This is a genomic window from Winogradskyella flava (genome assembly GCF_014243395.1).
Classification (GTDB): Bacteria; Bacteroidota; Bacteroidia; order Flavobacteriales; family Flavobacteriaceae; genus Winogradskyella; species Winogradskyella flava.
Map to the genome: position 1 here is coordinate 225,976 of NZ_JACLCP010000002.1, position 25,775 is coordinate 251,750.

Sequence of the window (25,775 nt, forward strand, 5' to 3'; positions counted from 1 at the left end):
TACTATTAACTGTATAAAAATTAATTATTCAGTATTATAACACTCTCCCTTAATTTGTCTATATCAGGACTATTTTTAGTTTTTCTTTTTAGGATTTCTCGCAAAACGCCAATTTCTTTTAGCTTCCACCCTACTTTCGTAGCTATATCTGCTAATATTAAATCCACCGGAATATGCTCATTTGCATAAGCGGAAGTGGAAACAACGAACCATAAACTTGCACCTTTGTCAGCTTTTTGCTTTAAATCCATAAAGATTTCTTGCATATCTTCAAAATAAGCAGAAATCATATCAGGAATATTTTTGTGCATTAATAATTCCTTCTTATCTGATATTTTTTTGTAAACATCATTAAAGTGTATTCCAAAATCATTGATTTTTGGTTTGTTCCACTGTACTTGTACATGTGATCTAACCGTCTTAAATCTTAATTTCCTAAGCTCTTCACTTGAATTAATAAATCCACTTAAAAAGAGCTCTGGTCTATATATGTCTGTATAATCAAAAGTGTTTAAATAAGGAGGTGATGTTATACATAGCTTAAATTTTTCATCAAATTTCTTTACTAACTTTCTTGAGTCACCAGTTTTTATAATAGGTTCAGTACCTACTGCATGTTCTAAATCTCTCTCTATAACATCCAAATTTTCTTGTAATGATTCAAGAAATGAATCTTTACTATAAGCATGGCTTTTCCAATTATTCTTGTACCTCAAACATTTCCCGTCTTTTTTAGCATTGCTATTTTTCATTATAGCAGACACCAATGCAAGTTTCGCAAGTTTAGAACTTTTGCTTGTGCGCCCTAAATTATTATAGCCTCCAGCAAAAGCTTGTAAAACATCTTTGTTAAACAACCATTTATTTTTACCTCTATGGTTGTTTTCTGTGAATGTTGAATAGTTTTCTAAATGAGAAGTAGCTCCAATCTCTGAGTTCATCATTACTAAATCTGAGACTTTTTTAAAATTTTTCTTTGTGAAGTTAGTTGCTTTTACTTGGGAAAGGAAACTAGTAAATGGATTCACTTCAAAGCCAACAGAATTTATACCTTTTAAAGCCGCTGTTAGTGTAACTGTCCCACTCCCATTAAATGGATCCAACACAATATCATTATCAGAAATATCACTTTCTTCTATTGCTTTATTTACAAGTGCAGGTGAAAAACCTTCCTTATAAAAATACCATCTATGACGAGCTAAACTTCTTGTGTCACCGGCATTTGAAGCGCCTTGATTATTTAATTCAAAATTGTTGTTTATCATTCTGTAATTGGTTCCATGAAAAATCTTCTCGGTTTTTCAAAATCAGCGCGAATATCTTCATATTTAGTATGATACACTATATGTTTATTTCTATAATATTCACCTTTAACTTTAGTTATTGTTGTACTAGTACTATTTGCACCTCTTCTTCTTCCATCAAAAACGACAAGATAACCACTAACAACTTTTGTTCTAGCATAATGTAAATTAGATTCAAGATACTCAGCAAGTTGATAAGCACCATCTCTAGCATCAGCATCTGTTCTAGTTACTATTCCACCAGAATTGGAAAGTGATTTGCCTAACCATTTAACCTCTATTAATGCAACATGTGAACTATACTTCCATGTTACCTTAACATCAACAGGATGACTCCTGTCAACATTTTGTTCTGGCATCACTTCTGGACTTCCTCTTAACCTAAGGTTTAAAAAATCATATAATGATTCTTGCATTTTTTCTTCTGGACTTGGGTTAAACAATATACGATTTGAATTAACCCAAAGTTCTTTAAAATGTGGACAGCTTGAATACTTAGCTCTTTTCAGGTCATATTCTTCAAAAGCTTCTTCAAGGTCTTTAAAGGTCCTGAATTGAAAATAGCTTTCTGAATCAGGCAGTTTAGGAAGAGTAGCTAATTCAGTTTTGCCAAAGAAAAATTCCTTTTCTCCTGATAACCTATAAATTATTGACTGAAGCCTAAAAGAATCTGGATCAAGACTCCAGTCTGTACTGTAGTAAACATTATTATCTGTAATTTCAACAACTAAATTTGCACAGTTAACACCTGCAAAAGCCTCTACATTAGCTACTTTAACATAATTATGTGCAACCTTATTAAGACTCAAATTTTCATCAAAGGTGTAATAAACAGTGATAGTATTGAAATCACGAAGTCTCAAGTTTTTGTAAATAGATCTAATGTTTTCAGTTAGATGACTTAGCCTAGATAATGCCTCATCTCCAAAATCATTTGCAAGAAGAGGCACAAATGCATTTTGAGCGCTTTCTTGTAAAAATTTCAAATAATTTTCTTCACTATTCATAACTGAGTTGGTTTTCCAGGGTTCTCATTGTAAAATGCGATTGAGTTAAGCCAGAGGTATGCTGGTTTCAATAACCCAATATTATTTTGATCAATAACTGTTCTTAATAATTTAAATTGCTCATAAAGAAGAACTCGTCCACTTCCGTCTTCATCTAACAAATTCCTTCTTACTTTTAGCCCTTTTATTGATTGTAAAAGTGGCTCATTATTAATTGCGTTAGTCAAAATACCATATGGAAAGAAATCAACCATTGTAATTGCTGATTTTAAATATTTTTCCCGAGATAAATTAATCGAAAATTTATCAATCTTATTTAAAAATGATTCCCCATTAGGTGTTAAATTAAAATAATTGTCCTTGTCAGTATCTAAAAGAGATCCTATTTGAGACAATCGAATTAAAGCATTAGAAAGGTCATCACTGAATGGACTTCCGTTTTCATTTTGAATAAAAATATATCCCCAAGAAGCAACATTTTTCCCATCATACAAAGCCAATAAACAAGCCAAATATGCAAATAATTGTATTTCACTTTCTGAAAAATCACCTATTCTTTCTTGCAATTGTTTACCTATATATAGGCAATCATATGTCGCTTGTGAAACTGCCATTAAGAATTAAGAATTTCTTCAATTTCATTATAAGCGCCCTCAATTTTACTCTCTAATTCAATTTGAACTTGTGACAGCGTTGTCCAATAAATCATTCTTTCAAGAATCATACCGTCGTTTTTACAGTTCTTAGCAATTTCTTTTAGGAGTTCAGAACTATTAATATTTGCCGTCATTAATAACTGATAACCTTTAGCTGAAAAATCGGCAAACATTTTACCAGCTTTATTTTCATAAGCAATATCTAAAGATCCTTCAGGAGTATCAATCATTAATGAACATTTTGATGAGGCATGTTCAATCAAAGCCATTCTTAGAGCAATATCCAAAAAATATCTCTGACTTTCGGATAACTGATGAGCCTCTTTACGCCTTGTATCATTTACTTCAAGATCTAAAGTCATTCCTTTATCGTATGACTGTAACCAAATATTTAATTCTAGTCCTATAAAACTTTCAGCATATTCATTAAAAAGTGGAATAAACCTTTCCTCAGCATTTTGATAAAACCCTTTAAGATTTTTTTCTAGTTTTTTTAATTCAGCTTTTGTGGCTCTCTTATGTTCTAAAGACTGCTCTTTTTTCTCTTTTAAATTTTCGATTTGCACTTTAAATCGTGAAACTAAATCAGTGATATCATCACCTCTTTCATTATACAAGCTGTTTAAGAAATTATCGTTCTCATCTTCAATCTTTAAGAGCTCTGCTTTTATTGTAGAAATATGCTTTTCTAATTCAGTTTGCTCTTTTAATACACGAGTTTCTCTTTGATTTGAATTATTTAATTTCTCACTTAGTTCGATAATTTTCTGATCCAATTGTTCCAATCCTTTAAAAACTTCATCGAGTCCCTTTTTATTATTCATTTTTTTTGGGGCATGATTTTCTTCAATATAAGAAACAAGTGAATTTAGTATTTCTTGTATTTTACCTGATTCATTGATTGCGTACTGAAGAACCTTTAAGATTTCAATAATTTTCGGATCGGATTCTATAGTACTACTATCTGACTGAAGAGTTTTTTGGAAAAGTTCCTCATATTCTCTTTTTAGAGTATTAAGATTTAATGAGTAATCTGCAATTTCAAGTTGAACCTGTTTAATATCATGATTATAACTTTCTAATTGAGTAATTGACTCATTCAGTTGCTCAGTGTATAATTGGTACTGTTCGATTACTTCTTTTGGGATTTCATCACTTTTTGAAGAACCAGAAGCCATTGATACAAGTTTTTCTAACTCTCTTGTCGCTTGAGTAATATCCCACTGTAAGTTACTTGAATCTGAAGTTAATTTCTTGTATTTTTTTCTTAGACCGTCTGCAAGATGAGCGGTTTTGGCATCCACACCAAAGAATAAGTATAAAACTCTTTCCATCATTTCCTTATCCCAAAATAATAGTTGATGTGTTTCATCAAATGTCAACACGTAATGTTGTAAAAAAGCATATTGAGAAAATTCGCTCAATCCTGCATCCTCTGTCAGTGAACTCATATAAGACTGACAAAGCTCATCACCTAATTTCAATTCATCGTCTTTAATCTTATTTGTAACTTCACCAATTTTTGTCCTAGAGAAATACCTTAACTCTTCAACATCGAAAAAGCCTCTTTTAATAACATATTCATATTCACCAATTCTGAAGTGAACTTCAACATCAGCAACATCCCTAGATTTTTCATCAATTCTTCCTTCAAAGTATTTATTAGCAAAAGCTTTGTTCCTTGAATAAAATGCAGGTATTGAGTTATCAGTACTAAATGATCTTTTGGGGTTACGAACAATTCCAGTTAAAGCGTAATTGAGAATTGTTATAAAAGTTGATTTACCTAAACCGTTAGCGCCTGCAAGGCAAAACACGGATTTGTCCATGTCTATCTCTATTAGGTTTTGCTTACTATATAAGCTAAAGTGATTAATTATCACTTTTGTGATAACCGGAAAGACGAATGGCTTCATTAAAAAATTATTTACAATTCAAATATAATGATTAGAGATTCACTAATGATTGTATTAATTAAGGGAATGTTTAAATATAGTAAATTTGACTTTATGCTTAAATTTTTTAGAAAAAATACTTATATAGGAGCACCTTCCTTAAAGCAAATCATTTGATGTTGACCTGCATTTTCACCTGTTCCTAGAATTAATAGAATACCTAAATTATAATTATAATGATTGCCCAAGTAACTAATTGTCAAGTGCTCTAATTTGATCAAGTCATACTCTTTCTCAGCTTTTGAACTAATGTCTTTTTTTACCTCTATAACAACTAAATTATTATTATTTGTTCCGCGCTCATGAATAATTATATCAGGTGCGAGCCTATAATTATTATTTTTATTCACTTTACGCCCAATTTCTTCGATTCTATTTCTCGCTATATCTAAAGCTTTTCTATCATTTGGTTTATCAAAATCACCATTATATTCAGGATCGACATCATAATCATTAAAATAGATATCAAGGTATTCAGATAATTTAGCAGAAAAAATTCTCTCGCTTAGATTTCTCTTTAATAAATCGATATCACTATCGTAAAGTTCTAGAATTGCTAGTTCTATATTATTTAATATTTCTTCTGTATCCAATTTAAATACTTTATTAAATTAAATATATAATATATATTCCATTCCACACACATTTTCTCCACTACTCTGCCCTTGCTAAAAAGAGTGTTCCATTAACTTTGGTTGAGAATGTTATTAGATAAATTTTTCAGAAACTTTTTAATTAACATGGGCTTTTAACCAAAGCCCATGTTTACATAACGCTAGTACATTATAGGACAAATGCTATTATTGGTTATTTGCTTAGAACATACCATTAGTCAACTATAATGATATTATGTAAAATATCCCACAGTGTTTATAATTCCATTACAATATACAGAACTTGGGCATTAAACTAGAAACGGTTTGCTTCACAGAGTTAAAAAAGCACATGTCCTATAATTTGCCGTTATGTCAAATGTCCGCTGTCAAACGCTCGATTGTTTATATAAATCAAATTGTTATTACAATTTATTTATAACTCAATTTCCAGCCGCTTGCCAGCCGCACAATAAAAGCTAACTTTTTACTTCTATTAAAAATCGCGTAAACGATAAAATGTACGTGATAAAAAATTTTAGACGATTCTCGTGGATTGCCACAAGAGCATAAATTTTAAAAAAAATAAAATTCTATGCACTTGTTATATTTAGAATTCCAAATAGTCTTTTTTTAGTTTTCAATATCTTTTGTCTTGAAACAAAAGAAACAAAAATTCAAGGCTGCATATAATTTTGGAAACAATTAACGGCTCATTCGCTATATTTTAGGAAACTTCTGAACTGATTAAGATTGCTTTGAAGTCCCATTTATAAATAAACTTCTTTATTGCATGTATTACTATCTCCCTAAAATATATACGCTCATTTCACCTATTGTTCTAACCAAAATTTTATGAGGCCGTAGTTCAAAAATTATTAAATATTTCTTTTAACCCATCATCTACATAATTTAGACTGCATTTTTCAAATAAATCAACTTTAAATCCTTTTTTTAATGCAGCTAGACTAAAAGACAATCCAGCCACGCCAGCCCCAATAACAGCAAGTTGATCACCTTTTTTTATTTTACCAGTTTCTAAAGCAGCATAAAAAATGTTTAATGCTCTTAATTGTTGGTTATAGACTGTCATTCCAGGCTGAAAAATTCCCAATAACAAATCACCCGTACCATCAATTTCAAATTGCTTTATAAATTCCTTTAATTCTTTTGTATCCAATTAGATTAAGTTTAATTGTGTTAAAAATTTTAATCTTACACTTTTAAAAGATTAAAATGGTAATGCTGAAAATTAACTAAGGGTAGATTTTAAATATAGCAAATTTTATGCATTGAGCTCTTATGGAATAAATTATTTTAGACCTTTTGTATAACAATCAATTGCTTTAAAATATTAAATTTTTATAATATTAAGAAAACAAGTTATTCATCAGTATAATAATGAAATGGATTTACTAGTTTTATCGGTGTTCCATTTAATTCCGTTAAAGATCCAGACCAAACTTTATCATATAATATATTTAAATCTGAGATGTCATTATCAGTTAGAACGGATTCTTTTCCATAATTCATTATGGAAAATTTTTGATGATTTCCATAAATAATACTTTTATATTCCTTTTCATCTATTTGAGCAAAAAAATGTCTTAATCCAAAAATATGGCCTAACTCATGAGCTATTATATTTACTTTTTCTTCGTAATCTATATACTTATTAAATAATTTAGGATAAAAAACGAACTCATTTTGACCACCATTTGGAAAAAAACTTTTCCCCATGGTACATAAATTATCTTCGTAACATTGATCATTCTGATTAATGCAAATTTCAAAATCCCATAGACTCCTTACCTCTTTAAAATCTACAGGTTTAGCTTTTCCCCAACCTCTTACTGCTTCATTGAATAATGTCCTTATATAAGTTTTTGCCTTTTCAGGTTCTTTGAAGTAGTTTATTGAATTATTAAAACGCCATCTTAATGTAATATTTTTATTCCAAAGCGGAATAAACCCTTTTCTTGCATCTAGAACAATTTCGTCAATCCCTTTTTGAATCGGCATTGAATGTCCTCTTTTATTTGTACTGCACACTATGTTTTTTCCATAAATATGCAATTCAGATTTAGTAATATCTATCTGAAATGAATCCTTAAAATCGAGTTCAGAAATACTTATGTTTTTTTTATTACACATAACTTTTAGAAAGTATTAGTATTATAATTCACCATAAAAATCATCCCATGACATCCTAACCATATTTTTTGGAGTAGATTCATTTGGTAATGCAATTCTGGGAGTATTATATGATTTATTAGTACGCAATTTACGAGTAGCTAAATGGTTCCAGTCATGTTCAAATATTTTTTTATAATAATTAGAAACTTCATCATTGTAGAATATTAGGCTAGCGTCTCTATTTATTGTTGTACCTCCATTGCTAAAGTTATGACTTCCAATTAAAGCTATTTTAGAGTCTATGATAATCCCTTTATTATGACATCTGTCTTGTAATTTAATACTATCCATATCAAAACCAAATCGCTTTATCCTTTCTAGTTGTTCCCTAGTGATAAACTCACCGCGAATTATGATTTTAACATCTATGCCTTCTTTTTGCTTTTGTAACATGATTTTCAATAGTGACATAAATTTTTCACTATTTCCTTTCTTTTTAATGCTTAATGCTTGATTTTGAAAATAAATACTTCTCTGAGCAGTCTTTAATAGCTCTGATACTCTTTCATAAAAATTATCAGGAGTTAATAAGGGCATTACTTCAATAGTAGCGTTTTCAGTATTTTTAATTTTCTTAGGTTTAAAATACTCTAGTCCCTTTTCGGTAAACTCTATTTGTTTCAATAAGAAGTCAATTGGGACAAAAACCTCTCGTTCAATCTCAAATAGGTAGTCCTTATCAGTATCTATCTCTCGATTCTTTTTTCTTGATTCGTTTAAATCATGTAGTAGAAATTCTTGATAGATGTCTGTTAATTTTTGACTCTCAACAACAACATGCCATTCCCTATTATATTTTTTTAAATAATTAATGTTATTTGAATTATCACTTAGATCAGTTGGACTTGCATCAGGAAGGTTTGAACTTTGCCAGTTTCCACTAGACAACCAAAAAAGATCATTATTGGTTGCTACTTTTATATGGTAATAACCGCCAAATATTCTGTTTTTACCTTTAACATGAGCATATGCAAAATTGAATTTATCTTTGTATACTTTTCTAAGTTTTTCTATAAGTTCTTGTTCTTTTAAATCGTTGGCCTTTGTACCACTTCCTACATTAGCTTTTTCTTGGATAACAAGATTTAGTTGATTAATATCTCCTGCTTTTTCAATTAAAGTGTCTAATATGTGTGGTGCAGTAAAATCATACATGCCAATGGTTAAATCTCCTTTTGCATTTAAAATAAATTCTTGAAGTACACCCCATCCGTTATCAGGACTCAAACTACAAACTACAGACTTGACATCATTTGCCTTTTCTAATGACACATTATTTGGCGGTGAATAAGTAATATTACCATATTTACTTTTTGTATTCTCTCTATCCTTATTATATCTAGAAAGCAAATCGATATCTAATGGACTATCTTCTTCTAGTTCTAAAATATCTTGAGGTGTTGCATATTCTATATCAATTTTATACCCAGACTCATTCACATATTCCTGTAGTTTTTGTAATCCTTTTTGACCAAGTTCTAATTCTGGACGAACTTTTAGCACAATAGATTCTTCATCTGTAATCCAATCCTCTTTCAGAGTGAATCCAATTCTAGCTTCTAATACAAATGGATGAATTTCTAATTGTTTTTTAATTTCTTCAAATTTCATAATTATTAGTTTAATATGTCAGACTCTGTTAAATTCAATTGTGTTATAGCTTCTTCAATAGATTGATAATTTTCATGTTTTGTTGGTCCAAGTTTTGTGACATTGCCCCAAAAGTCTTCAAGTAATGATTTTACTTCAGGAAGTTTTGATATCTCAAATAGACTTTCACAGAATTTTTCATAATCTGGGATTTGACCTTTGTTAACTGCTATTGGATCACTATGAATATCAACTTTCTTTATTTGTTTCAGAACTTGATTTGCATCTTCATAACCTTTTACTAATGAAAGCAAATGTATTACACCATCATGACCAGCACCTATATCTGTTTCATTTAAATAAACAGCTTTTGCAACATTATCGTGACCTCCAAAAAACTCAATCTTACGAAATTTAGTCAATGGATTGACACCAGATTTTAATAAATCTGCTGCTGGAATTAAAAAATTTGAAGTACTAAAGGAATCTCCAAAACCTAATCTATGTACCCCTTTAATATCTTCTAAAGATTCAATATTTGTGTTGGTTCTGGTATAAATTTGAGCAAAATAAGTTTCACCTTCTACTCCATCAATAATTCTCCAAGCCACTGCTGCTGGAACTACATCTTTGTTTTTATTATGGCACAAAACATATGAAACTGGTTTCATGAGACCAATACTTGTATTACCACTTGTCATTTGATGTGTTTGTTCTTTTACAGACATTATATCTAAAACTTCAATAACGACATTTTGTCCAATTCTGTTTGAGTAATCTTGCTCCAATATTTTTGAGAAATTCACAATAGCTTTACGAATTTCTTCAAGAGATTTATATTGGTTAATGTCTGGATAGTAGCTGAGTGTTAACTTCATTTTTTATGGTTTTATAGATTTTAAACTTTTTATGGCCTTATAAAATTCTTCTGGTAAATCATATTTTTTCGATATAAATTCTGATCTTTCTATTAAATGAGCTAACCTTTCATTTATTAGGATTATAGCAATGTCATAGTTAGATGGAATTTGCACATGTCGATTAATTGTAAAACTGGGGCTTGCAGTTTTATTCTTGTAAAGACTACCTGCTGGTATTTTACTTAAGCAATCTGCAAGAGGTTTGATGACAATAGGCATCATATGAATAGCAAATTTTCCTAGTTCCCTAGATTTTTTCTTATTCGAAGTCAAGAAAACATGTTGTAAAATTTGCATCATTAATACATATAAATCGTCAAATAAATCTGAAATCAAAATTGCGCTCTCGTTTTGTAAAATATTTGCATTATTGATATCAATATCTCCTTTATTAAAAACAACGGGATTCTCAATTATATTCTTTACTGGATTAAAACTATTGTCGTTAACAATTTCTTGTTCAAATTCACTTAAGATTTGAGAAAAAATCCAATAATGACTATTTTCTTCATCAATCTCTGTTCCTTCACCTTGCTCCATAATTTGATCAATAGCTTCCAATGAAGTTTTTCTATCTGTTACTTTAATAATGTCTGGAAAATCAATTACATCAGATCCTATTTGAATGTCTTTATCACCAATAAACAATTTTTCTTCTGGAATACTCTTAATTCCTTCTTTAATCATTGCATATAAATCTCCAACAGTTTTATAATCATAACTATCTTCAAAAGATAAACCAAATTCAGTTTTTACATAATCTTTTTCATTAATAGTTCGAGGTAATTCATACATTTTGAAGCGCTTCATTGTGCTCACTGAAAATGGATTAAGAGAAATTGGTATGTCAAAATGATAATATTTTGCATTTAGAGGGAAATTGGGTCTTGCATAATACGGCGTACCTCCTATAGCAGTCAATAAATTCCATACTTGAGCCAAATGCAACATTTCTTCTGACGCAACAAAGAAGATTTGAGCAGCCCATTTCTTAACCATGTGTAGTTGTTCCCATTTCAAGGATTCATCAACCTCACATTTCAACGAAAATGCTGTAAATAAATATGAACAAGCTAGTCCATGCTCTATTTCACTTGCTTCGCAAAGCAGTGTCAAAATATCACTTCTTGTTTCTGCCTTGTGCTTATACTTCATTCTTGGTAATTTTATTATTTAATAAATGATCTATTGTTCGTATTGTCAATGCAACAGCTGTTAATGTTGGATTTGCCGTTCCTGAAGTTGTAAAAACACTTGGTCCAATTATATATAAGTTATGATTGTCATGCGAATTGCCATAGTCATTTACAACTGATTTTTCAGGGTCATTTCCCATACATGTTGTTCCCATTATATGACCAGCACCTGAATAATCACGATTATCGTTTGTACTTAACTCAGAAACACCTACTTCATTAAAAATTTTTGTGCATACTTCTTTCGCGACCTCAAATGCATCAGCATTATATTTAGATATATTAAAGGAGATTTTTGGTTTTCTAATTCCAATATTATCCTTTATATCACTAAGTGTAACCCTATTATTTTTGTTAGGCAATACTTCTGTTGAATAACTCATTCTAATCATTCTAGTAACCTTTTCTTCAACAGCATTATATAGTTTACTACCTAATAGATTTTCTTTAATTATTAATTCTCTTACAACTGCATTTGGTGATTTAATTCTTCCCCATCCGTCATTACCAATAGATATTCTAAATGCAGATAACTCTTTACGTTGTTCCCCATCTCTAAATGCATCAATACCTGATGTAGTTAATGGTCCTCTAAAAGGGTATATTTTTTCGTTAGTTAATGCAGTAACATAGCCTTGTGCATGATCCATAAGGTTTCTACCAACTTGATCACTTGAGTTTGCAATTCCTGAGTTTAGCAATAATCTTGGTATTTCAATACTATTCGCGGCAAGAATTACTTTAGCTGTTTTTGTGTCTATTTCTACTTTATTATTATTTAAAGTTAAATATGACAGTGCAATAATTTCTTTGTTTTCGTTTTCTATCAGTTTGTTTACAACTGCATTATCGATAATATCGACATTGCCAGTTTTAAGAGCTTTCTTTATATGAACAGTGGCATCATACTTTGCCTGTATTGGACATATTGGTACACAGCTTGAGTTTCCAGCACAAGCCGGTCTCCCATCATAATTTTCGGAGTTTCTTGCTTGTGGCGTTGGCAAAATTCTTATCTCTTTGCCATTTATACTTTTTCCATCGACTTTTTTTATAAACAGAGTATCAGCATAGCACTCCCATATTTCAGACATAGGGAATGATTTAGATCGATAAGCACCTAAATATTTATTCCATTTTTCATGATTACCTGATACACCAATCTCATTTTCTGCTATGCAATAATAGGTCTCTAAATCATGATAAGTGATAGGCCAATCTTTTCCTACTCTATAAATAGAATTCATTTTAAAATCACTCGGAATGAATCTTGGCACATTACCTAGCCAATGCCAAGTACTGCCACCAGTGATACGTTGATATGTGGACTTAAAAACATTTTTGAATTTATTGTTTTCAATGTCGAAAACATAAAAATTTTTATTTTTTTCTGAGTTATTGTTTTTTATATTTTCGTGAAAATCGGGACTATCGGCAAATTGATTTTCTTTGACATAAGGAGAACCTGGCGTTTTTCTTGAAGTTCTTGCATATCTACCTGACATTTCTATTCTATCTTTATCTCTTGTTTCTCCAGCTTCAAGTAGTAAAACAGTTTTATTAAATTTCGCGAGAAAATAAGCGGCAATAGACCCGCAAATTCCTGAACCAACTATGATATAATCATATTTTTTATTTTTTATTTTATCCATTTCAATTTTCGGGTTTATATTTCCAATAGCCAAAATAACCACCAGTAAGCCCTAATGGATGTGCTCGTATTGCCTTCCATACTAATCCATTATAGTAGGGAACTGGCGAGCTATGGACAAATTCGTTTTGTTTATTAAAATCATCGGAAACATCAAAGAATGAATCTAACTCCGACCTTGTTATGAATTCTGAAGTATACCAAAGATAAATAATAAGACCATTTAGCTTTCTTTCTGAAGAAGTGCTCTTGGCTTTTTTACCAAAATAATTATTATTAAGTAGACTTATAAAATCATCCCCATACTCATTCAATAATAGCTCAAAATAGTAATTAGAAACTTCTAATTTTAAATCTTTAATATCGACTAGTTCAATAGAGAGTTTATAAAAAATTTTCAATAGTTCTTTTTTGGATAACATATATGAAATAATTATTTTAAAAATTACCAATTACCAATTATTAAATATCCAAAGTATTGTACAAGTAAACAATACCCAATACTGGGTAATTAATAAAAATTGAGCTATTATAATTTCTTAAAAGGGAGGATTAACCACTATTAATGCTAGTGATTACGTAAATATATAATAATTATTTTAATCTATTCCATTCCACACACATTTACTCATGTCGTTTTTATTGTTTTAAGAAATCGTGAATCTCGCGAGCTCGATTTGCCTTCACTCCTCCACCCTCTTAGAAAAAGAGTGTTTAGCGCACGTGATACTTATTTTAATAAATAAGAGCTCGTGATTGCTTCGCAATTCATTAACTGAGTAAAGAAGTTTATAGATTAAATTTTTCTAGAATAAGATTACTAACATGCGCTTTTAACCCAATCGAAGATTCATGATCTCAATAGTTTTAAAATAGAAACTTGTGAATAAATCGAAGATTCATGAGCTCAATAACTTAAAATAGATGTCACGCGAGTAAAGCCCATGTAAGCACTAAAACGGATAACGCTTCACATTTTTATGCTGCCATAGTAAATTGATGATACTCCATTTACCATCCAATTTTATTAAATGTAAATATTCCACCCAATTATCTGAAAATAGTTTAACTGTGGCAATTCTATGGTAAACATCTAAAATTTTGACTTGATTGTTTGGGCTTGGCGGAAACTTTGTATTTGACTTATTCCAGTTTTTAGCATTCTCTATCATTCGATCTCTAGATATTGCTGTTACTACTTCTTTACGTAAGGTTCTATTAAATCCTATAGTAACCTTATTTAAACTATCGTTCATAACTTCTTGCATAAGCTCCGGCTTTAACTCCTGTAGGGCTTTTAAATAGCCTAATGCTATTCGTTTTATCTCTAAGGAATCCTCCTTTGAAGCAATGTCACTTAGTTTTACGTATTGGTTGTTTGCGATTTCACGGTCACGTAATAATGTCATATCCTTATCAAAAATCTGCTGCTTAATATAATTACCTATACTATCATAGACTTTTATGCCTACAGCGAAACCGTTAGCATTATTAACTAATGTGTTAGACGCGTCATAATATGCGTATTTCACATGGTTACCAAAATCATCATAGCTATCTTGGTACGATGCCACTCCTGCGCCATTATTTACAACTTGCATGTCAGCGTTTAAGTTATAGTTAGCCAAAGGAGAACCATCTTTTTTAAAGGTCATTCCTGTAGTACCAAAATCGAAATATGTAGATAGGCTTTGCGGTTTATTATCTAGATTCACTCTTTTTTCTATGACCATCTTCTTATGTTTGATCCAAGAATATTTTGAAATTTTCCAGTTAGATGCCATGGGTTCATCTTCCAAATCAAAAAATTGTAAGGCTGTATAATTTCCGTCTTTGTTAAGTGTGAAAACCTCCTTATAAACACCTCTATCATTTGATACTCTGTTTCCTTTTACATCCAAAAAGATGCGTGTTTCTTGATTATCTTGATATGTGATAATGGTTTTATAAGCTCCAATAGAAGCCAATGGATGTCGTCGCTCCGTGAAATAGTGATTATTGGTTATTAAAATGAGTTGATTCTTTCTGTTGTAAGTAAAAATATAATGCGATGTTGTTGATGCTACTGCTTCACTAATAGGGTAAGTTCCTGTAAGTTTAACATATGGCGAAACATGATTGTATTTTAAATGTCTAAAATATTGATTATTACTTTGGCTTTGTGCTATCGCAATGAAAGACATACAAAGCGCAAATGATAATAGAAAGGATTGCTTTAAAGTCATTTTTTGATTGATTTTTGGTTAGTATTGGTCTATATGAATCGTTCGTTAACCTATCAATAATAATGCCGAAGACTAATTAATACATCGATACAATGAGGCAAATAACAAATTTATTGTTGTGAATTAATCTATGCTCATTTCGAAACTTCTATGACTACATTTCCTCTTTTACGTCCTGTTTCAACATACTCGTGAGCTTTTTCTATATCATCAAGTTTAAATGACTTGTCTATAAAAGGCTTCAACTTCCCTTCTTCAGCCAAAGTTTTTATTAATTTCAGATGTTCAGCCTTCTCTTTCGTCAACATTTTAACCGAAACGAAATTCCCTCCAACTTTAAGGACCCTTTTGGCTTTTGTTTTTGCTGTTTTTCCAACGGCATCAAAAACAATATCGAACTTTTCATTTCTTTTGGAAAAATCTTCTTTTTTATAATCGATTACATTTTTGGCTCCCAGTGATTTGACCATTTCAAAATTGGAAGTACTGCACACACCAGTTACGCTTGATCCTTTTTGATTGGATATTTGTACTGCATAACTTCCAACACTTCCAGAAGCTCCATAAATTAAAACGCTTTGCCCTTTTGCTAAATTGGCTTTTTCTAAAAGGAACATTGCCGTCATTGCTCCAACTGGTAATGCAGCAGATTCCTGGTAATTCAAATTTTTCGGTTTTATACCTACCACTCCATTTTTCCATTGTTGAGGCAAGCAAATATATTCAGCATATGAACCTGTATGAAGCATTGTAGTGGTTCCAAATACGCTGTCACCAACTTTAAATTCGGTTACACGTTTCCCAACGTCTTCCACTATTCCTGCTAATTCATGTCCTAAAATTTTCTTTTTGGGTTTGAAAAGTCCAAAAATCAATCTTGCAGGAAGCCAAAATAAAGGAGGGAAATCAGAACTTCGTAATCTTACATCTCCCGAAGTGACTGTTGCTGAATATATTTTTACCAAAATCTCATCATCTTTAGGCTTAGGTTTCGCTATGTCCTTTATTTTGAGAACATTTGGTGAACCGTATTTGTTATAAATTACTGCTTTCATATTTATTTTATATTAGGTCTGATTCCAAAAATTAGCAAATAACCAATCATCCAAAATTCACCAATGGTTGCTGGTAGCATAAGAAATCTATTGAAGCTAAAATCAATTCCGGCATAGCGTATAACTGTAGAAATTAGATAGCCTATACCACCTAAAATAATAACTCTTCCTAACCAGACAGGCAACCTTTTAGATTTGACAACTATGTATCCCATAGGAAATAGCCATAACCCGAAAAATAGGCCACCAATACCCCAAGCATTTGAAATTATATGTTGAAACACCTGAATTAATAAAACTTTGTCTTCCATAGCACCTATATCAGAATTTGCAATACCTATTGCTGAGGCGATTGAAATTGCACTTATCATAATAGCTAAAGCATTTACCATTCCCCATATACCTAAAGTCCAAGCTTCCCACTCATAATTATCTTTAAATAATTTGAAAAACCAAACTGCGGTAAGTGCTTGTGATATTACGATAGCAAACTCTAATAGCAACCTTATTCTTGCTGTAGATTCTAATTCTGCTAAATTTATCAGGGTTTGTTCAGGATTTCCAGACACAAATATTTGAGAATGAAAGACCATAAACCCCAGAATTCCTGTAATAGCCATCATTAAATACCATAAGCCAGTTATTCTAGCGGTCTTAATTAAATTTTTCTGTTCTGTATTTACATTCATAAGTCGTTTAATTTTATTATTTTAAATCAGTTCTGACTATCTACATTGTTAGCACTTGTTTTATTCCTTTTCATAAATTTAATTCCAAGTATAATTAGCATTACTATCAAGACAATAAAAAAAGCACTTGTCGAAATACTTTTTATAAGAGAAAAGGACCTAGTTGTTTTTACAGCAACCTCTGTCAATTCAGGATAGTTTTTTAACATTGCTATAATTCCGATATTTTCCAAATAATCTGCAATACCAGCAATTATTGGTATTACACAGAGATATTTATAAGGGGAATTTAATTTGTTCAATTTTTTTAAGAAATATCCCAAAAGCAAACAGTAAGAAAGCCCGAATAGTAGCGGGTAAATCATATCTACAGGTATTTGGTCGTTTAGATAAGTCAAACGTCCATTTTCTCCAAGCGAAGTGAATAATTCATTTACATAATTCAAATTATATCCTGTGGGCATCATATCCAATAATTGCATTCCGTTAGAAAATTCCATTGTTTTAGGAATTGTAACAGTCAGCATAAAGGTGTAAACAACATTTGTTAAGATAAAAAGTCCTAAAACTATTTTTGCTGAAATGTTTTTTTTAATAAATTTTGTTAATCGTTTCATTTTTTTCTCAAATAAATGCTAACAATAGAATCTATGTAATAGATTAATTTTTGGTGCTTTCATTTTGTTCATTATTAACAGTAAACTCGAATTATGCAATAGACTTTGTATTACATAATTCGGGTGAAAGCTTACAACCAACTAAATCCTAGCCCAATATTAAAGATTAGAGCATCTCTATGTGCATCTCCATCTAAAAAGGCACGACCAAGAACTAATTTGGACTGCACATTAAGCGCGAAGTTTTTCTTTTTGTAAATTTCGTAACCTGTACTAGCCATAACAGCACAACCAAAGTTCCAATCGTCATTTACATCGTCTTTAATATCATATAGCGCTGGCGAATCTATTGCTAAGCCAATTCCTCCATGAATCCACCATCTATCTTTCACCCAATATTGTACGGATGGAATAAAACCACCGAAATGCCTATCATTATCCTGAAATTCGTAGATATTTCCTGGTAAAGAGGCTGTAATGGCGAGTTTGTCGTTTAACATGTAGCCAAATTTTAAATCTGGAAAAACAAATGTGCCTTGAGATTTGTCAAAAGTTTGAATACCTGCACTATCTTCTATACTGATAAGCCCTCCACCTGCTACGAACTCGAAGATGAAACCTTCTCTTTGTGTTGTTGATTCTTGATTTGTGTTTTGTGCATATGTTATACTAGACGCTAATACAAAGGCTACACAAGCCATTCTTAATAAAAATTGTTTTTTGATTGATTTCATAATTGTTTGTTTTTTGATTTTAATTGATGTCATAATTGTTCGTTTTTTTATTGATTTTTTGATGATTTCTATTTTAATTAAACTCGTTCATTAATAATTGTTGAATAATGGTATTACGTTGTGTACCTGTATCGTCTTGTTGATTACTTAATAGTACAATTGTAGCATCATATTCTGGCACAAAACCAATCATACTCCAATAGCCATTAATATCGCCACCGTGCCAATACATTGTAGTATTGCCCTCTTGTGTTGTAAACCACCCTAAACCAAAATCAACAAATCCACTAGGTACGTTTTGAGAAAATATTTCGGTTTTTTCAGTCACTGTAAACCAATTGGTTTTAACAGCATTTGTCCAAGTTTCCATATTTTTGGGAGTACTACTAAAGTCGCCTACACCAAATGCGATAGGCATAGGATAAGTACTGTTAACACTACCATTTTCATAACCTTCAGCATGAATATCAACATCGATAATATTATTACCTTTATAGGTATCAGTCATTTCTAATGGGATAAATATTTTTTGCTGAATATATTCGTGATAAGACATTTGAGCTAATTCTTGAACTAATAAAGCTGCGATAAGAAAGTTTGAATTGCTATACTGTTTACCAGAACCTGGTGTGAAATTGAGACCGTTCTCAGAAATCATATCAGTAATAACTTCATATATATCTTCTTCATCTAAAGTTTCGCCTTGCTCATAAGCGTCTTCAACGACAAATTGGTAATCTGGAATACCCGATTGATGCGATAATAATTGTGCAATGGTAATTTGATTTCCATTTGGAAATTCGGTATCAAATTCATTTAAAGTTTGATTAAAATTGTTGATTAGACCATCGCGTCTTAATTGTACGACAGCTGCTGCGGTTAAAGTCTTAGTAACAGAACCTATGCGGTATGCAAGATTATCACCTTGAGGCATTGCTGTACTTTGATTTGCTAATCCAAAACCTTGACGCACTAAATCATTTCCATTTTTAGTTACAATGGCATAACCTTTAAAATCGATATCTGTTAATACATTTTCAACGGTTGTATAGTTTGTCGTTTGTGGATTGTTATCATCGTCTTTTGAGCATGATGATACTAAGGTTGTTATACATAGTAAAAAGGCTACCATAAAATGGTTTACTCTTCTTCTCACGATAATCGTTTTGTTCTTTTTTAATGTTTGATTCAATGATTTCATGATTGTTCGATTTTTGATTGTTTTAATTGATTTCATAATTGATCGTTTTTTGATTGATGATTTATGTTTTATTAATCTGTTTTAATTTTTTTTATTTTTGACTTAAAAGCATTTCAAGGAATTTTGTTTTCCCAACTTTTCCAACGTAGTAATCAATTACTTTTCCTTCAGGATTAATAAAAATTGTTGTTGGTGTAGCTCCAATATTATATTGCTTCACTAATGATTCAGCATTTGGGTCGTCAATGTTAATTTCAACTTGTACAACTTTTGAATCTATAGCTTTCTTAACTTCGCTATCAGCAAAAACTTGACGCTTCATAATTCTGCAAGGTGAGCACCATTCTGCAGTAAAGAATACCATAATGTTTTTATCAGAATTGTTTGCCAACTTTTGAGCAGATTCAATGTTATCTGTCCAAGTAATATCATTTGAAGGTGCATAAAATGAGTACCATGCATACCAGAGCGAGAGGACTAGAAATGTTAGCCAGAAAAAGCTCCAAAATGGTTGTGTCTTCTTTTTTGATTTCTTCATAGTTGAACTATTTTTTTATTCTTCATATTTAATTTGTGTTTTATAATTCGGAGTAAGTATTTTTTAGGCTTTTTAATGATTCAATGGCGTCATTGTAAGCCTCTATATTTTGTGCAAGCGTAGTCATTCTCGTTAAAACCATATTTTCAAAATAAATGTCTTTTTCGTAAGTATCTGAAGAAATGCCCATATCCCTAAATTTTACGTTTCGCATCAAAAAATTTTCATAATAGGCCTCTATGGTCTGTTGTTCTGAAGATTCAAGTTTTTCTATAGGGTTAAATGTTTCATAAGATTCAGAGATGGCATTACGTAAGTTTAAATCGTCAAATAATTTTAAATCACCAGAAAACTTTAAATTTTCATAGGTTATCATAACTGGATAAAACTTTTTAGACATAATTAAATAGAATGATTTTGTAGATAATCTTGGGTTATCATAATCTTTGAATAATAAAATTTTGAATACTGTATCTAACTCTTTGAGCATTTGCTTTGACTCATTTTCTAGAATTGCTAACTTTTTTAGATTGCGATCTGCTTCATCATGCAGCTGAATAATGTATGAATTTCGTAACTCCAATTTCTTCTCGCTATTTGAATGTTCATTAATTGCTAAGGCAATAAGAATCCCAACAATAACAAGAATTATTTCTCCAGTTGCGTAAGCAAAATAATTACCGAACTTATTTTGAGTAAGCATTTTTAGTCTTTTTTTTCTAAATAATTTTATCATGACTTAATGGTTTATTAAATTGAAAAACAACGTATTGAGTTTTACTTTAAGCACGCTTTAACATTTTCTCTATTACGCTTTTAACTTTCCATTTCAATCCAAACAAGGGTTTTAAAATATTAATTCGTTTAAGGATAAATTCATAAATAAGAAAACAGACAATAAACGTAAAGAGGGTGATTGCAATGAACTCTAATATAGGATGAAGATCTAATGGCAGAATGAGCAATGCACCTGCATATAAGACAAACATGTGAATAATATAAACAGGATAAACAGCAGGACTCAAATAACTTAGTAATGTACTTGGTTTATTAAAGTAGCTATAACCTATTCCAAACAAACCCAATATCCAAGCATTAGATTCTATAGTAGTGATATACATATTTGATATGGATTCATACCTTGTAAATCGAAGAGTAAATAAGACAGCTGCTATACCTATATACAACCATTTCCACTTCGAAACGGTTTGCCAGAATACTTTACCGCTATACACAAAAAGAAATCCGAAGAAGAAAGCAAGAAGCCCTATAAAAAATCCATGCCAGGTTTGAGCGTACAGTTCAAATAGTTGTGGTTTAACAAAACCCACTTCCAACATAAAAAACACAGATATGGTTAGTGGACCAAAAGCATATCTCATCACTTTAGATATTATCTTTTTGAATCTTCCTTTTTCATTTTTCTTTAGATAGAAAAATAGTGGAGACAACAACAGAACGTATACAAAAATGTTACCCAAAAACCATAAATGGCCCATATGCGGAAAGTAGCTTAATGGCATATTATAGTATTGCTGAAAAATTAAAAAATGTAATGGAGTAATGGCCAAAAATCCGAACACAAAAGGTAATAGAATTCGTTTTCCACGCTCGAAAAATAACTGCTTCCAATTTCTTTTTTTCATTGCAAAATAGAGTCCCATTCCTGATACAAAAAAGAGTAAAGGTATTCGCCAAACATTGAGCATCGTCATTGGTTTCCAAAGTCCTTCTAACGCATCATCACTTTTTATAAAACCTATAAACAATGCCCAAGGTTGAAATATAATGGCTATATGATAAATAAGTAATAAACCTATAGCAATGACTCTTAGCCAATCAATATCGTATCTTCTTTCTGTTGTCATCTTAAATTGTGTCTATTGTAACATCATTGCTACAACTGGACGTGCTTTTTCTAATTCATTAAGGTCTAATGTAAAACCCATAGGTTGTAATTGTTGAATTAGCATTTCATAGATAGGTTTCATTTGATCATAATCTACCATAACTATTTCTCTAGCTGTAGCTCCAAAATTATTGCGAACCGTTTTATCTGCTTTTGCGTCAATTAGTAACTGTACAATTTCTATACGTCCAAAGAATGCTGCTGTATGCAAAGCTGTTCCACCATCATTATTCTTTATAGACAAATCTGCATTTGCATTGATCAATACTTTAGCAACTTCAGGTTTATCAAAAGTGGCTGCAGACATTAAAGGTGTAGATCCAGACATGGCCTCTTTTTGATTGATATCTGTCCCAGCTTCAATATGCCGTTTAACTGCTTCCAAATTGCCTGTTACTACGGCACCGTGAATATCTATACTAGGCTTAGCAATATTCTCATTTGCAACGCCTGTTGTGTTTTTAGCTTCCCTTTTTTGAGAACATGATGTGAATGAAATTGCCATTACACATATAATTGTAACTAAAAATTTTACTCGAATTTCAATTGAATTTTTCATGATTTTAAATTTTAAGAATTATTATCTCGATTTGATGATACAAAGATGAGACTAACCATGATGCAGCAGTAAACACTTATGAATCAAGAATTATGACGTTTAATGCAGTACTATAAATTATGGCGCAAGACTATAAATTATGGCGCAAATCATCATAAAATCAAAAAAATTAACTCAAAGCCTGACGTTTAAATTTTACTTATCTTCGTTGCTGTTACTTAAAGAAAATGACGACAAGCAATTCTTCAAATTCATTTTTATCAGAAGCTAAATCGATAGTTTTAGATAATATCTCTAACGAGCAATTTGGAGTTTCTGAATTGGCAGAAGAAATGAATATGAGCCGCTCTAGTTTGCTTAGAAAAATTAAAAAGCAAACTAGTTTATCTGCTAGTCAGTTTATCCGAGAATTACGTTTGCAGAAAGCAGCAGATTTACTACTAGAAACTGAACTTACCGCTTCAGAAATTTCATTTGAAGTTGGCTTTAGCAATCCGTCTTATTTTACAAAATGCTATCGTGAATATTATGGCTATCCACCTGGTGAAACGAAAACCAAGAATGAAGAAGAATGGGATGCTGAGCAAAAAAATGAAGTAGTAACCAAAGAAACTGTTCTAAAAAACACAAATGCTAATAGATATATTATAGCAATTACAGCCATATCAATCATTGCTATTATTTTCTTTTTTAAAGATCAATTCACTTCTTCTGAATCTATAGCAAATAAGGAAAAGTCGGTTGCCTTTTTACCTTTTGAAAATTTAAGTGAAGACAATTCTAATTTATACTTTATAAATGGTGTTATGGAATCTTCACGCAATAATCTTCAAAAGATTAAAGATTTACGAGTGATAAGTAAGACTTCTACAGAAAAATACCGAAACAATCCAAAGACCGTTTCAGAAATTGCTAAAGAATTAAAAGTTAACTATTTAATTGAAGGAAGTGGTCAAAAAATCGGAAATGAAGTACTTCTAAGTATTCAATTAATAGATGCCGAAGCAGATAGTCCTATTTGGTCTGAACAATACAAATACCAACTCGACAATGTTTTTGAGCTTCAAAATACCATTGCAAAAAAGATTGCTTTCGCCATAGAAGCTAATGTAACACCAAAGGAATTGGCACTTATTGATAAAAGGCCTACAGAAAATATCATCGCATATGATTATTATTTAAAGGGTTTGGAAAATCAAAATGAGCAAAGTGAATCAGGGTTAAAAAAGGCTATTCTTAATTTTGAAAAAGCCATAGAGGAAGATTCTAAATATGCCAACGCTTATGCTCAGATTGCCATTTGTTACTATTATTTAGATGAAAATAAAATTGAAAAAAAATATTTAGACCAATTAAATGAGTATGCAGACAATGCCTTGTTGTATGATTCTACTTCAGAATTATCTCTAATCGCAAAAGCACTATATTATTTAAATTCAAGCGATTATAAATTGGCGGTACCATATTTGGAAAAAGCATTAGACTACAATCCCAATGCGTCTTCTGTAGTATTATTTTTATCAAATTTATATTCGCGGGTTATACCAGATACAAATAAATATCTCACTTATGCATTAAAAGGAATTAAATTAAATATTGAAGCTAACGATCGCGTGTCTAAAAGCTTTATCTATTTGAACTTAAGCAATGCGTTAATACAAAACGGTTTTACTAAAAAAGCATCAGAATACATAAATGAATCTTTAAGATATAATACAAACAATCCTTACGCTCCTTATTTAAAAAACTTTATAGATTATGCGAATAACAAAGATTTAAAAGCTTTAACAGGTAAAATGTTAATGGAGTGGGAAAAAGACACTACGCGAGCGGATATTACTCAAGAATTAGCGAAGCTATATTATTTCCAAGAAGATTATGATAAGGCATTATTTTATTATGAAAAATACATTAACACATTAGGTACCAATAGAATTGATCTGTATCCTGCAGAGAATATAAAAATTGCTTATACTTATAAGAAAATGGGTTTTTCTAGTAAAGCTGAGCAATACTTTAATAAGTATAAAGATTATCTTGATAAAGATGAGTCAATTTACAAAGACGCAGCTTTAGCTGTACTATATCTTTATGAAAATAAGCCAGATAAAGCTATTGAGGCTTATGATAAATTCAGCTTACAAGATGGTTTTCAGTATTGGGTAATCTTGTTTATGAATGAGGACCCACTATTGAAGCTATTGAAAAACCACCCTAAATACGAGGAAACTATCGAGAAAATAAAAATGCAATTTTGGGAACAACATAAAAATCTTAAAGAAACATTAGAAGAAGAAAAACTACTATAAATTTTTGAATTTTTCTTTTTGATTGAGTTGGCTCATAAACTATTGCTTTTAAGTAATTAGAGCAAGTATAGATTGTATTTTAATAGTTTCTTTTGGGAATTTGATAATAATAAATTCTCTTTGTTATTACCATTCCACACACATTTACTCATGTTGTTTTTATTGTTTTAAGAAATCGTGAATCTCTCGAGCTCGATTTGCCAACACCACTCTGCCCTTTACTCATGTGTAAATATTTCAATAAATAGGAATTCGTGAATCTTTATTATGAGTATTTGGTCTCGCTGCACTCAACCTAATCTCAAAATTCGATTTCATAAATTGAGGCTTCTATTAACTGAGCAGATAAAAATTATAAAAGCATAAAAAAGACCGCAGTCAAATGCGGTCTTTTTGCTACAAATGTTAGTCTAAAGTTGTTAGGTTTTGTAGAAGCTGATAAAATAAGTTGTATATATTTCAGCGTTAATTCTTGCTCCCAACCCATGTACCATCATAGTCTCGCACTGTGTCCACCCAAGTCCCCATGGCTTCATTATCTTCTTCAAGTTGACCAATAAATTCACGATTTTCCGAGTTCCCTATAGTAGCAGATAGTGTGCCGCTATCGGAAACTGTCCCCGTTATATCGGCAGAATCTGAAGAAAATAAAGAGGTTGCGGTGCCTGTAACATTACCGCTTCTACTTACAGTCACCGACCAAACACCTTCATCATCACCGTCATAGGTACCGGACCAGTTCCCTACCAGATGGGCACTAATTTCTTCACCGTCCTCATCTTTTGAACAAGATATGTTAATACATGTCATAGCTAATAGCCCTAAAAAAAATAGTTTTTTCATTTCATTTATGTTTTTGGATTCTATAGTG

The 25,775-nt window shown here is 31.0% G+C and carries 24 protein-coding genes; 1 reads left to right on the forward strand and 23 read right to left on the reverse strand.

What is annotated here, in order from left to right; translation table 11 throughout:
* Nucleotides 1-20 precede the first annotated feature (20 nt).
* The 22 genes from H7F21_RS08170 to H7F21_RS08275 form a co-directional block, all read right to left on the reverse strand.
* The gene (locus tag H7F21_RS08170; protein WP_185788782.1) at nucleotides 21-1,265 is read right to left on the reverse strand and encodes a DNA methyltransferase; all 1,245 of its coding nucleotides are present in this window, start codon (nucleotides 1,263-1,265) and stop codon (nucleotides 21-23) included.
* Nucleotides 1,262-2,311 carry a hypothetical protein gene (locus H7F21_RS08175; protein WP_185788783.1) on the reverse strand — a complete coding sequence of 350 codons (1,050 nt, stop codon included), beginning with the start codon at nucleotides 2,309-2,311 and terminating at the stop codon, nucleotides 1,262-1,264. Before H7F21_RS08175 ends, H7F21_RS08170 begins: the two co-directional genes overlap by 4 nt.
* Complete coding sequence (locus H7F21_RS08180) at nucleotides 2,308-2,925, reverse strand: hypothetical protein (RefSeq protein WP_185788784.1); 618 nt, start codon at nucleotides 2,923-2,925, stop codon at nucleotides 2,308-2,310. Before H7F21_RS08180 ends, H7F21_RS08175 begins: the two co-directional genes overlap by 4 nt.
* Entirely contained in the window at nucleotides 2,925-4,883 is a 1,959-nt protein-coding gene (locus H7F21_RS08185) for an AAA family ATPase (protein WP_185788785.1), read from the reverse strand. Before H7F21_RS08185 ends, H7F21_RS08180 begins: the two co-directional genes overlap by 1 nt.
* Before the next feature lie 119 nt (nucleotides 4,884-5,002).
* Nucleotides 5,003-5,515, reverse strand: a complete 513-nt coding sequence (locus tag H7F21_RS08190) for a hypothetical protein (protein WP_185788786.1) — start codon at nucleotides 5,513-5,515, stop codon at nucleotides 5,003-5,005.
* 868 nt (nucleotides 5,516-6,383) lie between these two features.
* On the reverse strand, nucleotides 6,384-6,695 hold the full coding sequence (locus H7F21_RS08195; protein ID WP_185788787.1) for an NAD(P)-binding protein: 312 nt from the start codon (nucleotides 6,693-6,695) through the stop codon (nucleotides 6,384-6,386).
* A gap of 203 nt (nucleotides 6,696-6,898) precedes the next feature.
* Complete coding sequence (locus H7F21_RS08200) at nucleotides 6,899-7,669, reverse strand: matrixin family metalloprotease (RefSeq protein ID WP_185788788.1); 771 nt, start codon at nucleotides 7,667-7,669, stop codon at nucleotides 6,899-6,901.
* A 21-nt stretch (nucleotides 7,670-7,690) separates the two neighbouring features.
* Nucleotides 7,691-9,322, reverse strand: coding sequence for a phospholipase D-like domain-containing protein (locus H7F21_RS08205; RefSeq protein WP_185788789.1), 1,632 nt, complete (start codon nucleotides 9,320-9,322; stop codon nucleotides 7,691-7,693).
* Between the two features lie 5 nt (nucleotides 9,323-9,327).
* The gene (locus H7F21_RS08210; protein WP_185788790.1) at nucleotides 9,328-10,179 is read right to left on the reverse strand and encodes a phosphate/phosphite/phosphonate ABC transporter substrate-binding protein; all 852 of its coding nucleotides are present in this window, start codon (nucleotides 10,177-10,179) and stop codon (nucleotides 9,328-9,330) included.
* 3 nt (nucleotides 10,180-10,182) lie between these two features.
* Entirely contained in the window at nucleotides 10,183-11,376 is a 1,194-nt protein-coding gene (locus H7F21_RS08215) for a ferritin-like domain-containing protein (RefSeq protein ID WP_185788791.1), read from the reverse strand.
* Nucleotides 11,366-13,069, reverse strand: a complete 1,704-nt coding sequence (locus H7F21_RS08220) for a GMC family oxidoreductase (protein WP_185788792.1) — start codon at nucleotides 13,067-13,069, stop codon at nucleotides 11,366-11,368. The genes H7F21_RS08215 and H7F21_RS08220 overlap by 11 nt, the downstream gene beginning before the upstream one ends.
* Nucleotide 13,070: 1 nt before the next feature.
* Nucleotides 13,071-13,469 carry a hypothetical protein gene (locus tag H7F21_RS08225; protein WP_185788793.1) on the reverse strand — a complete coding sequence of 133 codons (399 nt, stop codon included), beginning with the start codon at nucleotides 13,467-13,469 and terminating at the stop codon, nucleotides 13,071-13,073.
* Between the two features lie 552 nt (nucleotides 13,470-14,021).
* A complete protein-coding gene (locus H7F21_RS08230) occupies nucleotides 14,022-15,293 on the reverse strand; it encodes a nuclear transport factor 2 family protein (RefSeq protein ID WP_185788794.1) in 1,272 nt (423 codons plus the stop codon).
* Between the two features lie 134 nt (nucleotides 15,294-15,427).
* Nucleotides 15,428-16,348: an NAD(P)-dependent alcohol dehydrogenase gene (locus tag H7F21_RS08235; RefSeq protein ID WP_185788795.1), complete on the reverse strand. Its 921-nt coding sequence runs from the start codon at nucleotides 16,346-16,348 to the stop codon at nucleotides 15,428-15,430.
* 2 nt (nucleotides 16,349-16,350) lie between these two features.
* Nucleotides 16,351-17,037, reverse strand: a complete 687-nt coding sequence (locus tag H7F21_RS08240) for a DUF4386 domain-containing protein (protein ID WP_185788796.1) — start codon at nucleotides 17,035-17,037, stop codon at nucleotides 16,351-16,353.
* A 26-nt stretch (nucleotides 17,038-17,063) separates the two neighbouring features.
* Nucleotides 17,064-17,654: a hypothetical protein gene (locus H7F21_RS08245; protein ID WP_185788797.1), complete on the reverse strand. Its 591-nt coding sequence runs from the start codon at nucleotides 17,652-17,654 to the stop codon at nucleotides 17,064-17,066.
* A gap of 131 nt (nucleotides 17,655-17,785) precedes the next feature.
* Nucleotides 17,786-18,388, reverse strand: coding sequence for a hypothetical protein (locus tag H7F21_RS08250; protein WP_185788798.1), 603 nt, complete (start codon nucleotides 18,386-18,388; stop codon nucleotides 17,786-17,788).
* A gap of 73 nt (nucleotides 18,389-18,461) precedes the next feature.
* Complete coding sequence (locus H7F21_RS08255; RefSeq protein WP_185788799.1) at nucleotides 18,462-19,589, reverse strand: serine hydrolase domain-containing protein; 1,128 nt, start codon at nucleotides 19,587-19,589, stop codon at nucleotides 18,462-18,464.
* Between the two features lie 91 nt (nucleotides 19,590-19,680).
* Nucleotides 19,681-20,127: a thioredoxin family protein gene (locus tag H7F21_RS08260; protein WP_185788800.1), complete on the reverse strand. Its 447-nt coding sequence runs from the start codon at nucleotides 20,125-20,127 to the stop codon at nucleotides 19,681-19,683.
* Nucleotides 20,128-20,167: 40 nt separating this feature from the next.
* Complete coding sequence (locus H7F21_RS08265; RefSeq protein WP_185788801.1) at nucleotides 20,168-20,863, reverse strand: hypothetical protein; 696 nt, start codon at nucleotides 20,861-20,863, stop codon at nucleotides 20,168-20,170.
* 46 nt (nucleotides 20,864-20,909) lie between these two features.
* Nucleotides 20,910-21,995 carry an acyltransferase family protein gene (locus H7F21_RS08270; protein WP_185788802.1) on the reverse strand — a complete coding sequence of 362 codons (1,086 nt, stop codon included), beginning with the start codon at nucleotides 21,993-21,995 and terminating at the stop codon, nucleotides 20,910-20,912.
* Between the two features lie 12 nt (nucleotides 21,996-22,007).
* Complete coding sequence (locus H7F21_RS08275; protein WP_185788803.1) at nucleotides 22,008-22,595, reverse strand: ankyrin repeat domain-containing protein; 588 nt, start codon at nucleotides 22,593-22,595, stop codon at nucleotides 22,008-22,010.
* Nucleotides 22,596-22,822: 227 nt separating this feature from the next.
* Here H7F21_RS08275 and H7F21_RS08280 point away from each other — a divergent pair, with 227 nt between their 5' ends.
* Entirely contained in the window at nucleotides 22,823-24,904 is a 2,082-nt protein-coding gene (locus H7F21_RS08280; RefSeq protein ID WP_185788804.1) for a helix-turn-helix domain-containing protein, read from the forward strand.
* A gap of 465 nt (nucleotides 24,905-25,369) precedes the next feature.
* Here H7F21_RS08280 and H7F21_RS08285 read toward each other — a convergent pair whose 3' ends face one another.
* Entirely contained in the window at nucleotides 25,370-25,714 is a 345-nt protein-coding gene (locus H7F21_RS08285) for a hypothetical protein (RefSeq protein WP_185788805.1), read from the reverse strand.
* Between the last annotated feature and the right edge of the window lie 61 nt (nucleotides 25,715-25,775).